The 14409-nt window shown below is 46.0% G+C and carries 16 protein-coding genes; 5 read left to right on the top strand and 11 right to left on the bottom strand.

All coding sequences use genetic code 11. The features are described 5' to 3' along the window. Positions 1–37: 37 nt before the first annotated feature. Positions 38–454: a DUF4395 domain-containing protein gene (locus MKY95_RS04065; RefSeq protein ID WP_339196980.1), complete on the bottom strand. Its 417-nt coding sequence runs from the start codon at positions 452–454 to the stop codon at positions 38–40. Positions 455–530: 76 nt separating this feature from the next. Next, positions 531–1457, bottom strand: a complete 927-nt coding sequence (locus MKY95_RS04060; protein ID WP_339196978.1) for a 2-dehydropantoate 2-reductase N-terminal domain-containing protein — start codon at positions 1455–1457, stop codon at positions 531–533. 168 nt (positions 1458–1625) lie between these two features. Between MKY95_RS04060 and MKY95_RS04055 the strand changes: the two genes are divergently transcribed. Beyond that, a complete protein-coding gene (locus tag MKY95_RS04055) occupies positions 1626–2195 on the top strand; it encodes a TetR/AcrR family transcriptional regulator (protein WP_339196975.1) in 570 nt (189 codons plus the stop codon). Between the two features lie 146 nt (positions 2196–2341). On the opposite strand, the gene MKY95_RS04050 is transcribed toward MKY95_RS04055, so the two are convergent. Further along, the gene (locus MKY95_RS04050) at positions 2342–3127 is read right to left on the bottom strand and encodes a CbiX/SirB N-terminal domain-containing protein (protein ID WP_339196973.1); all 786 of its coding nucleotides are present in this window, start codon (positions 3125–3127) and stop codon (positions 2342–2344) included. 1 nt (position 3128) lies between these two features. After that, positions 3129–3419 (bottom strand): YerC/YecD family TrpR-related protein, encoded by a 291-nt coding sequence (locus MKY95_RS04045; RefSeq protein WP_017690665.1) that lies wholly within the window; start codon positions 3417–3419, stop codon positions 3129–3131. A 454-nt stretch (positions 3420–3873) separates the two neighbouring features. Between MKY95_RS04045 and MKY95_RS04040 the strand changes: the two genes are divergently transcribed. Both MKY95_RS04040 and MKY95_RS04035 read left to right on the top strand, forming a co-directional pair. After that, positions 3874–4509: a hypothetical protein gene (locus tag MKY95_RS04040; RefSeq protein ID WP_339196971.1), complete on the top strand. Its 636-nt coding sequence runs from the start codon at positions 3874–3876 to the stop codon at positions 4507–4509. A gap of 134 nt (positions 4510–4643) precedes the next feature. Beyond that, positions 4644–5732: a DNA alkylation repair protein gene (locus tag MKY95_RS04035; protein WP_339196968.1), complete on the top strand. Its 1089-nt coding sequence runs from the start codon at positions 4644–4646 to the stop codon at positions 5730–5732. Between the two features lie 394 nt (positions 5733–6126). On the opposite strand, the gene MKY95_RS04030 is transcribed toward MKY95_RS04035, so the two are convergent. The 5 genes from MKY95_RS04030 to MKY95_RS04010 all read right to left on the bottom strand — a co-directional run bounded on the left by MKY95_RS04030 (position 6127) and on the right by MKY95_RS04010 (position 11041). Next, entirely contained in the window at positions 6127–6588 is a 462-nt protein-coding gene (locus tag MKY95_RS04030) for a DIP1984 family protein (protein ID WP_036606052.1), read from the bottom strand. Positions 6589–6716: 128 nt separating this feature from the next. Further along, positions 6717–7676: a magnesium/cobalt transporter CorA gene (corA, locus tag MKY95_RS04025; protein WP_036668386.1), complete on the bottom strand. Its 960-nt coding sequence runs from the start codon at positions 7674–7676 to the stop codon at positions 6717–6719. Between the two features lie 349 nt (positions 7677–8025). Further along, the gene (locus tag MKY95_RS04020; RefSeq protein ID WP_036606054.1) at positions 8026–9015 is read right to left on the bottom strand and encodes an inorganic phosphate transporter; all 990 of its coding nucleotides are present in this window, start codon (positions 9013–9015) and stop codon (positions 8026–8028) included. A gap of 14 nt (positions 9016–9029) precedes the next feature. Continuing rightward, on the bottom strand, positions 9030–9650 hold the full coding sequence (locus tag MKY95_RS04015) for a DUF47 family protein (protein ID WP_017690670.1): 621 nt from the start codon (positions 9648–9650) through the stop codon (positions 9030–9032). A gap of 317 nt (positions 9651–9967) precedes the next feature. After that, positions 9968–11041, bottom strand: coding sequence for a DUF3048 domain-containing protein (locus MKY95_RS04010; protein WP_339196964.1), 1074 nt, complete (start codon positions 11039–11041; stop codon positions 9968–9970). 337 nt (positions 11042–11378) lie between these two features. Between MKY95_RS04010 and MKY95_RS04005 the strand changes: the two genes are divergently transcribed. Then, positions 11379–11921, top strand: coding sequence for a DoxX family protein (locus MKY95_RS04005; RefSeq protein WP_036606056.1), 543 nt, complete (start codon positions 11379–11381; stop codon positions 11919–11921). Positions 11922–12076: 155 nt separating this feature from the next. After that, on the top strand, positions 12077–12289 hold the full coding sequence (locus MKY95_RS04000; protein WP_017690673.1) for a hypothetical protein: 213 nt from the start codon (positions 12077–12079) through the stop codon (positions 12287–12289). 172 nt (positions 12290–12461) lie between these two features. Here the strand turns inward: MKY95_RS04000 and MKY95_RS03995 are convergent, their stop codons facing one another. Both MKY95_RS03995 and MKY95_RS03990 read right to left on the bottom strand, forming a co-directional pair. After that, complete coding sequence (locus MKY95_RS03995; protein ID WP_100526323.1) at positions 12462–13247, bottom strand: class III extradiol ring-cleavage dioxygenase; 786 nt, start codon at positions 13245–13247, stop codon at positions 12462–12464. 103 nt (positions 13248–13350) lie between these two features. Then, on the bottom strand, positions 13351–14181 hold the full coding sequence (locus MKY95_RS03990) for an alpha/beta fold hydrolase (RefSeq protein ID WP_036606057.1): 831 nt from the start codon (positions 14179–14181) through the stop codon (positions 13351–13353). Positions 14182–14409 lie beyond the last annotated feature (228 nt).

Genomic DNA, 14409 nt, shown 5'->3' with positions numbered 1-14409 from the left:
AGTATCCCGGATACCTGTATCACTTCTTCAGCCAACTTCAAAATCCAATCTTTCTGCCTGCACGCAGCTGTTTGTACCAGAAATAGACGGTGCAGCCTACACAATAACCCAGCAGTGCCGCGCTTGCAGCCGCGAGAAGCATGACGGAGAATACATAACCTGCGCCTACCCAGCCAAGCGAGAACGAGATGAGTGCCAGAGACAGGAAGAGCACGGCCAGAATATTGTTGAATCGCTGCAGCTCCACCGCCTGCGTCTCTGTACCTTTACCAGTCAACACAGCTTTCCCAATCTGCACAAACAGATTAAGCTTGCCACTGGAAGCCAGACCAACCACCTGAATGACCCACAGCACGCCCAGAACTACCAGAGGATTGAACACAAACGAGAGCAAAACAAACAATACAATACCGACCTGATTCGCTTTCACATAACGCATGGGCACTTCCCGCATCTGTATATCTCCTTATCCCCATTTTATTAGTTGGTTTTATTGTAGTCGGTATTGGGTTAATGAGCAAGAGTTCACTTCATTTAAGGATAGTATAATCTCTTTTCAGCACATCCCAATGGGGAGTCCGGATGCCTGTTGTCTTTTTCCAATCCGTGAATGCGTTAGTTAAGGCTTCAATTTCACCAAAAGAACCCGCGACCAGCTTATGAACCGGAAGCATGCTATAGATTTTTAATAATAGATACAACATGCGTTTATGTTTACGAATCAATCTGCCCTGAATCTCCGGTATAATCGTTATGCCCATAGCTTCAAGAACGCTAAAGCCTTCATCCATCGCCCCAATCATATGTTGGATTTGCTTTCTGTTCCCGTCCAACTTGATCAACTCACGCTCCTCATTAAAGCTCACCGCATTAAGCATCAGAATGGGGATGATATGGCTTTTCAGCCAGGCATCAATATCGCTCAGAACATTTAACTTGTATTTCACATGTTGGAAAGCTTGATCCAGCAAAGGTTTAAAGCCTATTTCACCGTCCAGACTGCCAATTACCATTTGTCCGCTGCCTCCACCGACCGATAACATGCGGTCCTTTTCCCGCTTCCCTGCACTCACATGGAATCCAAACGCGACCTGTTTTGCTACCCTGCTGTTTACCTCCAAAAAGTTTTGCATGCTTCGCGCATCTGCGTTGTTTCCCACAATCACAATATTGCTGCTCTGATTGTCTGCCAGAATAGGTAACACGGAAGGAAAATCATTATATTTCATGACAACAAAAATCAGATCATATTGGTCATCCACTTCCAACGTTCTGGCTACCCGAACCTGATCAACTGTCGTTTTGAATTGAAAAACATGCCGGATGACGAGTCCATCCTTCTCCAGCTCCTCTGCCCGCTTCCCTCTGGCCAGAATGGTGACTTCATTGCCGCCGCGCACCAGAACATGCGCCAGTTGACTGCCCAAAACCCCCGCACCATACACTAATATCTTCATTGGTTATCCCTCAATTTCATAGTTTATAAATAATCGTTGTTTTATCAACATTTGTTGATAAAATAAGAGTAACAAAGCACCTACTGTGCTTCAATCGTTAAAATATCCGTTTTTGTTGAATAATCAACGAATGATTCCTTATTGTTGAAAACCATCATAGGAGGGGCCATGGACAGACGAGTACTCAAGACACGAAAGGCGATAATCGAGGCTTTTGTGGGGTTACTGGAAGAACGGGATTTCGAGCAAATTACGATAAACGATATTGCTGATCTGGCTAATGTAAACCGAGGAACAATCTATTTGCATTACGCTGACAAGTTCGACCTGTTGGATCAATGCATTGAGACCTATTTGCAGCGGTTGTTGGATGCCTGTATGATCGAAAGCCCTACTACAACACCCGTTACGGCCAAGGATGCGTTGCTCCGAACCTTCTGCTATCTGGAACAACATGCCACAACCTATACCACACTTCTTACTAAAAAAGGTATTCCGGCATTCCGTAGTAAGTTGATGACATTGTTGGTCCAGGGAGTACAGGAACAGATGGATGCCTGTGGAATCCAGGAAGGTATGAAAAAAGAGATTACCATACAGTTTCTTGCTTCCGCTGCAGTCGGTATCCTGGAGTGGTGGATTATGAATTCCATGCCTTATCCGGCCGAGGAGATCGTTGACCAATTAATAGGTTTACTGCAGCTACATCTGAATTTACACGCACCCATTAATGGATAAACTAATCCTCGCTCAAGTGATCTACAATAAACAAAAACCACGTCCTTCGACGTGGTTTGATTGTTTATGAAGCTATGGAGTTCAAATCAATTGATGCGACATTACTGCGAGCGAAGTGATTACACACCTATGCCAAAGCAATCACTTCAAGAAGAAACTTTAACTTCATTACATCTCTCCAGCAAAATCTGGATCTGGCGCTCCAGCCACTGCACAAGCAATGGATGTGGCAACAGTGTCTCACCACTGTACACATAGTTCAGTTCCTGCAGCCGATCCGGAATAACGTTCCTCGTGAAATAACCGGCACTCAAAAACAGCGGCGCCACAATGACTCGGTTCCCCCGCTCTTCGCTCCAGTACTTCCCTTTGTCATACAGACTCTCCGGATTCAGCAATGCATAATCCGTATGGGCTACACCACTAACTTCCTGCACACGCTCTGCAAGGGAAGAAATTCCGGCTTCCCAACGCTCGCGAAAACCATCATGAATACTCCCATGGCCAACCAGCAGAATCGTTTCTTCCTCCGGTTGCTGCGACAGTACTCGGACTTTGTCCCACACCATCACGGCAATATCCGGATCGTTATCCACCGGATAACCGAAGTGAACCCGAGCCTTCACATCGAACGGTTCCAGATCCGTTTCGCGATCAGGTGTTTCCTTTGCACCAATGGCATATTCAATTTCATCCACATGTGTACTGCCGGACGAAACAAATAGAGGTACGACCAGAATATCGGTTACGCCTTGTGCTTCCAGTCGGTCGATACCGTCCTGGATCAGGCGTCCTTCCACAAGTTCAAGAAAACCGGCTTCAACCGGTAATGGAACAGGCAGATTCAACCGGGAGATCGCGTCATCGACGGATTCCACCCAGGTCTGCTCCTGTGAACCGTGACTGATGATGAGTACACCCGGCTTCTTCATGTTAGCGTCCCAGGCGTTCCAGCGTCATTTTATAACCATCATTGCCGTAATTCAGGCAGCGTTTCACACGTGAAATTGTAGCTGTACTCGCACCTGTCTCTGCTTCAATCTGGTTATACGTATTGCCTTTACCCAACATACGAGCCACTTCCAGCCGCTGGGACATGGATTGGATCTCGTTAACTGTGCAGAGGTCATCAAAGAAAACATAACACTCTTCAATATCTTTTAGCGTCAAAATAGCCTCGAATAGTTGTTCAATACTTTTATCATTTAGCTTTTTCAGCTGCATTTCATCATCATCCCCTAGCGGTTACTGTGTACCTACATTGTACTCACCCTGAGTTGGTATTTCAAGCGTTACCGATTTCACGCACTACAGAATAAAAATACATGTTACCGCTTACAAAAGGTACTATTGTCCTCTCCTCGTGTACATCGGGCGAAATTACCGCGCTTTTTCCCAGTTTTCACCTGTATATATCCGATTACTTATGTAGGATTTCAATCCTCCTAAATGTTACAATTTTGTGTCTAAACTTCATTTTACTCTTCGTGAACCTGCCATCTTACATGCGCCCAAATCCGCAAACATCCCGTTTTCCGGGATACCCGCCTACGCCGTCTCTCCGCGAATGACATACAGTATAACAAAAGGGAGTTCCACAAGGGTCTATGATGTACATCTGTCATGCAACTCATGGAACGCAATTCCGAAATCCAACATAGAAGGAACGTGATCGTTCATGCCACAGCATTATTATCACCGCCAGCCAGCACCAAGGCAGCGTCCGTCTTCTCATGCTCATCGGCAGGCGCATACTTCTGCCTATATGCCGCCCGGTGTGGTTCCACGGTCTTTAAATGAAACTCAGATTCAACCAATGTATCCTGGCGTAGAACCACACTACCCGGGCTTTGGTGAAGTCGAAGCTTCTGCAGTCGTACCCTATGGGCAGGGTGTGGCTGGCGGAAACTTTTATGGAGGTGCAGCTCAGGTTGTTCCCCCAGCCCCGGTAACGGCGCCTGCTACTGGCAGTTCCGGCTTTTCATTAGCCAACATCGGTGAGTTAAAAGGAATGATCGACCGCTTCGGCGGTATTGATGGAATCATGAGTGGAATAGGCAAAATGCAAAAGGTCGTCGGTGGGATCCAGCAGATGGCTCCGATGATGAAACTTGTTATGGGCATTCTGCCTTTTGGAAAAGGAAAAACGGATAGCAGCGCGGCCGATGCAGACTATGAAGAATATAAGCCGTCCCGCAAACGCAAAAACAAACGTCGGAACAAAACAACGAATGCTACACGTCGCCGCAATCCAACTCCAGTCCGTCGCAAATCCAATTCCACAAAGCGCCGTCCCAAAAGTCGCAAAGGTTAAAAAAAATTCAGGCACCCCCTTACAGAAGGCGGGTGCCTTAACACCGTTCATCCGTATACAAATAAATTTCAGGAACTTATGTTCTTATTTCTGTAATTTGAGGTATACTGGATAGTAACTAAAGGAGGCGGACCATGGAACTTATCAAAGACAAATACACTCCCGCATTAATCGATCGGACCGGCGAACAGATGCGTCAATTCTACCCTAAGCTGGATACACAGCAATTTCATGAATTGGTTTTCGCCGAAGGCTGGGAACAGTTGGAATTCAAAGCGCGCATTCGCAGAATCACACTGGCTTTGACCCAGGTACTGCCGGACAATTATGAGGAAGCATTACATATTATCGAACAAGCCGCCCCTACGATGAGAGGCGTTGAATATCTGTTTGTACCGGATTTTATCGAAGTGAACGGACTTGACCCAGAGGATTACGAGTTATCCATGAAGTATCTGACCCTCTTCACACCTTATTCCAGCTCGGAGTTCGCGGTACGCCCGTTTATTGAACTTTATCCAATCCAAACGATGAAACATATGATGGCGTGGGCAGAGAGCAACAACGAGCATATCCGCAGACTTGCCAGTGAGGGCAGCCGGCCACGTTTGCCATGGGGTGCGAAACTCCAGAACTTTATCACTGATCCAACACCTGTACTTCCGATTCTGCATGCATTGAAACAGGACGAGTCCCTCTATGTTCGCAAAAGTGTCGCCAATCATCTGAATGACATCTCCAAGGACCACCCTGAACTGGTTATGGATCTGGCCACGACCTGGTACGGACAACATGCACACACAGACTGGATTGTCCGGCATGCCAGCAGGTCATTACTGAAGAAAGGACATAGCAAAGCACTGAGTCTTTTTGGTTATAACGAGCAGGATTCGATTCACATTGAGCAGCTTCAGCTTGTCCAGGATACGATTAGCATTGGCGAGGATCTCCATTTTTCGTTCGATGTCGTTAATGAGAGCGGCGAGTCCCAGATGCTGCGAATTGAATATGAGATGGGTTATATGAAGGCAAACGGCAAGCAGGCCCCCAAACGGTTCAAATGCTCCGATAAAATGTACCCGACAGGCAGAACCAAGGTAGCCACCAAACAATCCTTCAAAGTCATCACAACGAGAAAATATTATGCCGGTCTGCATACGCTTACCATTCTTGTGAATGGCAAAGAAGCAGCTACAACTTCTTTTGTTCTTGAAATGGAGTAAAAGGAAGTCATCATAAGTTATACACAGCTTGTTGAAGCGGAATAGTTATTCACATGTGGATACATTTTTTCAAAACTTCTAATAGAAGAATCAGAAAGGCCACCTGGCAAACATCATCTCCCGACATTTATTACTGCCCGAGATCATGGCCCAGTGGCCTTCTTCATATGTAGTTCAAACTGCAATTCCCCTTACCCACCCTCACCGCTATCCAAAGACCTGCATATGGTCGTAACAATTAGAAAGATACACGATACATCCATGCTGCGCATTCTTGTAACAATATTGGGCTAAATGATGATATGGGTTAGACATGGCCCAGCGTCTACCAGGTTTCCAACTTCCCGTTGGTGGGTTATGCTCGCTTCATTTGGATAGGGTTACCGACGCAGTTTTATTCCTCGATTAAGTCTATGGTCCAGTTCTTCTCCTGAATTTTAAAATCCAGTTCCCGGTAGGATTTCGAAAGGCTATCCACTTTATGTTGAATATCTGCTATGTTCACGGTTCGCTCATACTTCACTTCAGAACGACTGTACCGATCCTGGCGAATGGAGGCATTCTGCAAAACTTCGTTAAACGATGCTCTTTCTTGCATGATTCCATCCCGCTCTGCAAGGGCATCAGCAAGCGTAACTCCAGCTGTGAAGTCAGTCTGTGCATTGGTCTTATTAATTTTCTTAACCAATACCGTCAGGCTCCGGATCGTATTCTCCAGGTCAATCATAAGCAACTGTGGGTCCTCTGCTGGCTGTTCACCTTCCTGAACTTTAACTACGCGTTCCAGACGTTGCTTGAGCTGAGCTATCTTCTTCTGCTCATCTGCACGCAGTACAAGAGCTTCTGCCAATCTCATCGTATCCCATCCTTCCACAATGATATGTATAGATAATTCATCCAGAATCTATTCACATATCGTTATATTTTACCTGTGGATACACGTTATTACAAGTTTATGTTACTAACATCTGATTACACTCGTTCTCACTTAAACCAGCCCCGTTTTACAAACCAGGCCACCATGCTTCCGCCAAGCACAAACATTAACAGCAGCACCGCACCATACCCAAACTTCCATTGAAGCTCAGGCATATAGGCAAAGTTCATGCCATAAATACCCGCGATCAGTGTGAGCGGCATAAATACAGTCGTAATCACGGTAAGTGTCTTCATGATCTGATTCATCCGGTTGGAGTTCAGGGAAATATAACTGTCGCGCAGGTCAGCAGTCATCTCCCGATCGGCTTCAATCATGTCCGTCAGCTTCAATAAATGGTCATAGATATCGGTAAAATAAGCCGTATGTTCACCTGTTCGCTGCACATGCTGGGAGTTCACCACCCGATAGAGCAGATCCCGCATCGGTACTACGGTTCTTCTAAGCTTCAGCAATCGAGTCCGCAGATCAAACACCTGGTTCATCAAGTCTTCAACCGATTCTTGTCCACCCCGATTCTCCAGTTCAGCCAGTTCATCCTCAATGGCAAATAGAGACGGGAAATAATGATCGACCAGCTTGTCCATCACCGTATAGGCTGCTGCCACCGGACCTCGCGCCCAGATGGTTCGTTCATGTGCATGGTGCAACAAGCGTTCCCACGCTTCATCCACTTCCTCCAATACGCCATGATGAAAAGACACCAGGAAGTTTGATCCGAGAAACAAGTCAACCTCCTCGGCTTCCAGTGTGGACGGGTTCAGTGCATGCAGCACAAGAAACTGCAGATTATCATAATAATCAAGCTTTGGCCGCTGCAACACATGCAGACAGTCCTCAATAGCTAAAGGGTGAAAATGAAAATATGTATCCAGCAAACGGCTTTCCTCTTCCGTCGGCTGGTTAAAATCGGCCCATACCCAGGCATAATCGTTCAGATCCAGCTGTGTAAGTGGTACGTTAACGGAGACTTGATGTTCTCGTGTAATGGCGAGTGTACGAATCATAAATTAGACCACGTCCTTGTCCTGTATCTTTACGTCATTGTACAACTTTAACCATAGGTACGTCTCCCACGTGTCCAAAATATCCACAGACGCATTCAAACTCGACAACAAAAAAAGCCAACCCTGTTGGCTTCTCTCATTTCCCTATCCACAGTTCCCTGTATCCACAGGAATATCTTCTTTTGGTTTATCATTCCACGGATGGCTATCCACATATCCAGCCTGTCCACACGTTCATGCACAGGCGTCTCTTGATTTTGGTTGTATATTTATCCACATATCCCGATATTCACACAGTTATGAACAGATGGTCTGGTAACCCCGAATTCGTTCGGGATAACTTCTCTTTTTAGAAAATAATCCAGTAGAGCAATCCTGCCAGTCCCGCGGTAATCGGAATCGTAATGAACCACGTAATAATGATACGTCCAGCAAGTCCCCATTTCACAGCAGAGAAACGTTTCGCGGAACCCACACCCAGAATAGCTGATGTGATCGCGTGCGTTGTACTAACTGGAAGGTGAAGCAACGTTGCTGTGAAAATAACGGAAGCAGCTGAAATATCCGCGGCAAAACCGTTAATCGGTTCAATTTTGAAGATTTTGGTACCCATCGTTTTGATGATTTTCCAACCACCGATGGACGTACCCAGAGCCATCGCTGTTGCCGCTGAAATTTTAACCCACAGCGGAACATCCAGATTATCCTGCACACCTGCTGCAACCAGAGCAAAGGTAATAATACCCATCGCTTTCTGTGCATCATTCGTACCATGCGTGAATGCTTGCAGTGCTGCCGTGAAAATCTGTACCGTACGGAAACCTTTGTTCACGTTATGCGGACTGCGTTTGGCGAAAATATATTTGAGAATCGTCATGACCACATAACCGATGGCAAATGCGATCAGAGGTGATAATAACAACCCTCCAACGATATCAATGAATCCGCTCCATTTCACTTTATCAGATCCTGCGCCAACGAGTACGGCACCTGCAAGGGCTCCAATAAGTGCATGTGAGGAAGAAGACGGAATACCGAACCACCATGTAACCAGGTTCCAGATAATCGCTGATATCAAGGTGACTATGACGACCTCTATCCCGTTATCCAGCGTGGTGGGGTCGGTCACACTCCCCCCAATCGTCTTCGCAACGCCTGTGAACATCATCGCACCGACAAAGTTCATCACCGCTGCCATAAGAATAGCTCGACGCGGCGTCAGTGCTCGGGTTGAGACCGAAGTCGCAATGGCATTGGCCGTGTCGTGAAAACCATTGATGAAGTCAAACGCCAGTGCAAGGAAGACGACTATACCCAATACCCAAATCGTTGTTTCCATTATTCTCTGGCTCCTTAAGAATTACGCATAATGATGGATTCAAGCACGTTCGCTACGTCTTCACAAGCATCCGTTGTTGTCTCAAGACGTTCGTAAATTTCCTTACGCTTGATCAGTTCAATCGGATCAGACACGGTAGCGAAGAGATGTTTGATACACATGCGCAGCACTTCATCGCCTTGGTTTTCCAGATCATTCAAACGAATGGTATACTCACGGATCGCGAGCAATTTTTTCTGGGACAGCAGATGGATCGCCTTCTGAATTTCGTAAGCCGATTGGCGCAAAATTTCAGCAAACTGTATGACGAACTCATCATCTGGATCTGTCAGTTGGTACATATAGAAACGGGAAGCCGTTGCTTCGAGTCCGTCCAATACGTCATCAAGTGTTGTTGTCAGCTCCATAATATCATCGCGTTCGATCGGCGTGATAAATGTTTTGTTGAGTTCTGTAATGATCGTATGCACGTAATCATCACATTTCGACTCGTACTTCTTCATTTCATTAGCAAAAAGAGTCACATCCTGAAGGTTGGAAACATGCTGGGAGAAATAATCTGCCGCTTGAACAACCGTATCTGCCATATTCTCCAGTGTCTCAAAAAATATATCCTTCTTCTTCTTAAGCTTCATAGCTCTATCCCCTTTACGAGAAAAATTGCCGACAACCGATGAAACATGAAATGACAACCTTTGATATCTTATCATATTTGTTTCATGGTTTGTACAAAAGGTGTGATCCTTTTTTATATTCTTATCACATTAATCTGAAATGAATCTTAATTATTTGGAATAATGGTAAATTCAAGTCAAGATTTTACACTGCGTTTACAATTCGACACCAAAATTCAAAATCGACACGATTCTACTTTTCACGCTAAGGACAAATATAATGCCTTTTCGACAACAAAATGAATACATGTTTCATTGTTCTCTTTCATTACATCCTTTTATTGCTGCGCAGCCAGCTTCACATGACTGGAAAATTCCGGTTGATTGGGAACAATGCTGATAAAGGTTTTACCCGGTACAAGAGCAACTTCACTGCCACCTTGAACAAACCGTATAATATCCCCCTGCTTCTTCACCCACTGCCCACGAATCATCTTGCCCTTCTGAAAAAGCATGGCTTCCCCGCCCTGTTCCAAATTAACGGACAACCGACCTACATTATCGAGCACCTTGTGATCTGCACCTGCCACAATGATGTTTGCTGCACCAAGTTGAGTCCCATTATCCAGATCCTGATCTGCCTTGCCATTCACCATTCTCATATATCGTCCGCTAACTTCATCATAATCATACGTCACCCGGTAACTATCCAATAAATAATGGATATCGAATTGCTTCACTGCCTCTCCTGCGGATGTCGCGCCTTCTTCGTTATAATTGTATACCGGCGACTTGAAATCATGGCTGTAACCCTTGATGTCTGACCCTTCTCTCAGCTTGTCCGCTGAAGTATACAGATTATGTGGGGCTTTACGATCCGAGGAACGCCAGAAGTAAGGTCCACCATTCGAGATTTCATCCATATGCTGTTTCTGCTGCCTTTGCAAAATGGAATACGCCTCCGGGCTGCCTCCGGCGTGAACAAGTACCCCATCATAACTCTCGCCGAGCTCAATTAGATATGGACGTATACTGCGAACGGGTCCAACCGTCTCAGCACCGCCTCCACTCTGGAAGATGGCTATGAAACGGGTAATGCCTCCCTCAGCGAGAACTTCAAGAATGATATCGGCTGAACTTAGACCCGATTGGGGCCGAGCTGCGGGTGCATTATTAATCATTACGGCGAGTGGTCGACCCGTAATCGCTTCATCTACAGGCAGACCCGTCAGAGGTGCTGTATAGAGAGACGTGTTGGTTTCCTCCACGTGTTCTTCTTGTACAGGTGCAGGTGTCGGTTCTGGCTGAACTGGCATCTGCGCCACCTCCTGGTTTTGGCAGGCAACAAGACTTAATGAGAGAATAAACAGAGATGCAGCCGATGCTGCTTTGTTCCATTTAAAAAGCTTCAATATAGGACCTCCTGAACGATATGGCCTGGTTCTAAGTTGTGATATATGTCTCATGTGGGCAACCATTTCACGTATTTCTTTCCATTTAATCACACCCCATCCGATTTGTCTGCGCCTAGAAGGCCTTGATACAGCTTGAAATTCACATTTGAAACAGCGATTTGCGAGAAAAATATGTCCTAAATGTGAACTTCTCAAACCTTACTTAAAATTTGAACTAGATTGTGATTTTAATCACAAACAAAACAACTTTTGAACTATACAATAAAGACATCAAAGGTGATCACTTAGAAAAACAAAAACAACACACACTAGATTCCATGAAGGAGTGGTTCATATGTTCAGCACAAACCAATGGCTTAGAGAAAACAAAGTAGCAATGTGGATTTTGACAGTACTTCGGGTGTATATCGGTTATGATTGGATGACTCACGGATGGAGCAAATTGACTGGCGGATTCCAAGCTGGCGGGTTCTTGGCCGGTGCGGTAGAAAAAGCAACAGGTGATCATCCAGCAGTTCAAGCATGGTGGGCAACGTTCCTTGAGAAATTCGCAGTACCAAACGCAGGACTGTTCGACTTCGTTATCCCATTGGGTGAATTCCTTGTAGGTTTGGGTCTCATCCTCGGTTGCTTCACTACACTAGCAGCACTGATGGCTATGGTCATGAACTTCGCGTTCCTCTTCTCGGGAACAGTAAGCACGAATGCTCAACTGGTTGTAATGGAAATCTTCCTTGTCGTTGCTGGTGCAAATGCAGGTAAAATCGGTCTGGATCACTGGGTACTGCCTTACCTTCGCGGATTGTTCACTCGTAACAACAAAGGAAATCTTCCTAAAGACACACCAACGATTAGCCCTACTCAAAAAACAGCTTAAGCAATCATTCATAGAATTCTCGGCCCTGCTCCCAATCCCCCTGGAGAGCAGGGCTTTTTACTTTTCAAACTCAGCCTGAATGCCTGACTGACTTGCCCATCCACAGAAAATCGTATTATGATGAAATAAAGTTGAACTTCAAAGGAGTACACGATATGCCGACCCAGCGACGTCTCGAGACCGATGCGGACTTCCAGGAAGCCATGAATATGAAGTATAAGGTTCGAGTTTTTAAAGATAATCACCAGATTGACTCCGGTGGCATCATTATCCGTTTTGACAGCAACACCGTAGTGGTACAATCCAGTGTCAGTGAGCTCGCTTATCATTCGCGTACAGACTGTGAATTGTTCGAAATCCGCAAATAAAGATCTATTGCATGAATAAGTCCTCGTATTGAAAAAAGGTTACTGTAGCCCTTCAAGGGTGTACAGTAACCTTCTTTTGTTTATATATTGTAATTGTATGCATTAATACACGTTATGTTATCCGTACGAAACTGGCTTCGAGCACCATAATCAGGCTGTTGTCTGTTCCAAGTTACACGCCGTCTCCAAACTGCCAGCAGTTCAAACTGAGCGTTCCGTAAGGGTAAGACTGGAATAGACGCTTCGCTGATCGGGACATATCCGCTGTACCCATGGCGTAGAACAAAGGTGCAATGTGTTCTGTACCATACGACGGAACCGCCGTACGTGCATGAGGGGCTTTTTTCTCATATTGAAACAGTTCTCTTGTGTTCCACTGCTGCAAGCGCTCCCCAATCCAGTTATCAAATTCAACCGCCCACTCTTGCGGTTCATCCGTATTGCCCAGCAATCGCAAATTGTGAACCGTTCCACCGCTGCCAATGATTAACACATCATCATGACGTAGCTGTTCCAGCATTCGGCCAATATCATACTGTTCCTGCGGCGTACGCAGCGAGTCTACAGATACAGCAATCACAGGTATGTTAGCCTCGGGATACATATGGAGCAACGGTACCCATACGCCATGATCCAGCCCTCGGCCTCGAATCGGCTGATGTGCCAGATTGCTGCGGGTGAACAAAGCACATATCTCATTCGCTAAATCTGGCTGCCCAGATGCAGGGTATTCCATCGTATACATCGTAGAAGGAAATCCGTAAAAATCATGCAAGGTCTGATGTGTATCATCCATCGTCACGGACGGCTTAGGACAATCCCAATGCGCCGTAAATACGACAATGGCTTTCGGAGCCGGCAGCCTGTCTCCAAGCTGGTTCAAGAAGTGAGTGTAGTCATTGCTCTCCACCGCCAGAGCGGGAGAACCATGCGCAATGAAAAGTGCGGGTAATGTCATTGCTGCCAACCTCCAGACACGGATAGAATGCTTACTCCTCTATTTTACCCTTAAGAAGGCGCTTTTCCAAGCTGACATCCCCAAACAGTTGTAATCCTGCCACTTATATCATCCAGTGCTGCCAATCCTGCTCGATCTTCTGACGTTCGCCCAGCCACTCTCTGGTACGCGTAATTAGCTGTTCCCGCTCTTTACCTGAAGAGAAGGTGTGATCGCCCTGGAAGATGATCTCCTTGTCACAGCGGCCCTCTTGGCGCATCCAGAATACCTTTTGATACAGGAATGCGTAGTCTACAGGAATAATCTCATCTGACGTGCCATGCACGACGAGTACATCTCCGCTAAACTTAACTGCTTCCTGGAATGGCTGTTGTTCAGCAAGAGACTCGAAGAACGTCGGTGTGAATTTGTATCCCAGATAATCAGCCGCACCCAGTTTCACGCCTTCATCGTATACTTCCCGCCCCGTAATCTTCACGATATCATTGAATGGATAACCCACGGAGGACCACATAACCAGGTTTTTGACACGTTTGTCACGTACAGCAGTTAGTAATGCAACGGCACCACCCAGACTATGACCAATCAGCGTAACACGCGTAGGATCTACATCACTGCAATTCACCGCGTAATCCAGCACCGAACGGGTCTGCAGCACCATGGACTCCAGTCCCTCCGCTCCGTACTCCCCACTGCTCTCTCCGCAACCGATATAATCGAAACGCAAGACCAGATAACCGTCTTCAGCCAGCTCCCGTGCAGTCTTTACAAACAAACGATCCACGCCGATCCGGCTACCAACGAAGCCGTGGCAGATGACCGCCAGAGGGACCCGTTGCTGACTCTTCTCCTCCTTGATATCTTTCACGACCGGATAATGAATCGTGGCTGTTAATTCTTCCTGTCCATGACGGATACTGATCTGACGTTCCATACCGATTTCCCCTTTCCACCCTTAGCCTGTTAACTTCCATTTATTAAATATATATAATCCGATAAGTTTAGTGTGTATTAAGATGTTATTCATATATTATCATCCCGTAACCTTCAAGTCAACGTAAGTAAGAACCCTTTCTGCGTCGACTACCAATCTACAGTTTATCGGATAATAAGCGCAAAAAAATGAGCCACGCTGATGACAGCTGGCCCAGATATCATTTGG

The organism is Paenibacillus sp. FSL P4-0176 (assembly GCF_037975265.1).
GTDB classification, from domain to species: domain Bacteria; phylum Bacillota; class Bacilli; order Paenibacillales; family Paenibacillaceae; genus Paenibacillus; species Paenibacillus amylolyticus.
The sequence above is the reverse complement of the archived record's forward strand: the minus strand, read 5'-3'. Positions and strand labels throughout refer to the sequence as shown.

What these genes read in the sequence shown, in the direction of transcription:
- MKY95_RS04050 (WP_339196973.1), bottom strand. Translation starts at nt 3,127, where the DNA reads ATGAAGAAGCCGGGTGTACTCATCATCAGTCACGGTTCACAGGAGCAG.
- MKY95_RS04065 (WP_339196980.1), bottom strand. Translation starts at nt 454, where the DNA reads ATGCGGGAAGTGCCCATGCGTTATGTGAAAGCGAATCAGGTCGGTATT.
- corA (WP_036668386.1), bottom strand. Translation starts at nt 7,676, where the DNA reads ATGATTCGTACACTCGCCATTACACGAGAACATCAAGTCTCCGTTAAC.
- MKY95_RS04000 (WP_017690673.1), top strand. Translation starts at nt 12,077, where the DNA reads ATGCCGACCCAGCGACGTCTCGAGACCGATGCGGACTTCCAGGAAGCC.
- MKY95_RS04045 (WP_017690665.1), bottom strand. Translation starts at nt 3,419, where the DNA reads ATGCAGCTGAAAAAGCTAAATGATAAAAGTATTGAACAACTATTCGAG.
- MKY95_RS04030 (WP_036606052.1), bottom strand. Translation starts at nt 6,588, where the DNA reads ATGAGATTGGCAGAAGCTCTTGTACTGCGTGCAGATGAGCAGAAGAAG.
- MKY95_RS04015 (WP_017690670.1), bottom strand. Translation starts at nt 9,650, where the DNA reads ATGAAGCTTAAGAAGAAGAAGGATATATTTTTTGAGACACTGGAGAAT.
- MKY95_RS03990 (WP_036606057.1), bottom strand. Translation starts at nt 14,181, where the DNA reads ATGGAACGTCAGATCAGTATCCGTCATGGACAGGAAGAATTAACAGCC.
- MKY95_RS03995 (WP_100526323.1), bottom strand. Translation starts at nt 13,247, where the DNA reads ATGACATTACCCGCACTTTTCATTGCGCATGGTTCTCCCGCTCTGGCG.
- MKY95_RS04040 (WP_339196971.1), top strand. Translation starts at nt 3,874, where the DNA reads ATGCCACAGCATTATTATCACCGCCAGCCAGCACCAAGGCAGCGTCCG.
- MKY95_RS04005 (WP_036606056.1), top strand. Translation starts at nt 11,379, where the DNA reads ATGTTCAGCACAAACCAATGGCTTAGAGAAAACAAAGTAGCAATGTGG.
- MKY95_RS04060 (WP_339196978.1), bottom strand. Translation starts at nt 1,457, where the DNA reads ATGAAGATATTAGTGTATGGTGCGGGGGTTTTGGGCAGTCAACTGGCG.
- MKY95_RS04035 (WP_339196968.1), top strand. Translation starts at nt 4,644, where the DNA reads ATGGAACTTATCAAAGACAAATACACTCCCGCATTAATCGATCGGACC.
- MKY95_RS04020 (WP_036606054.1), bottom strand. Translation starts at nt 9,015, where the DNA reads ATGGAAACAACGATTTGGGTATTGGGTATAGTCGTCTTCCTTGCACTG.
- MKY95_RS04055 (WP_339196975.1), top strand. Translation starts at nt 1,626, where the DNA reads ATGGACAGACGAGTACTCAAGACACGAAAGGCGATAATCGAGGCTTTT.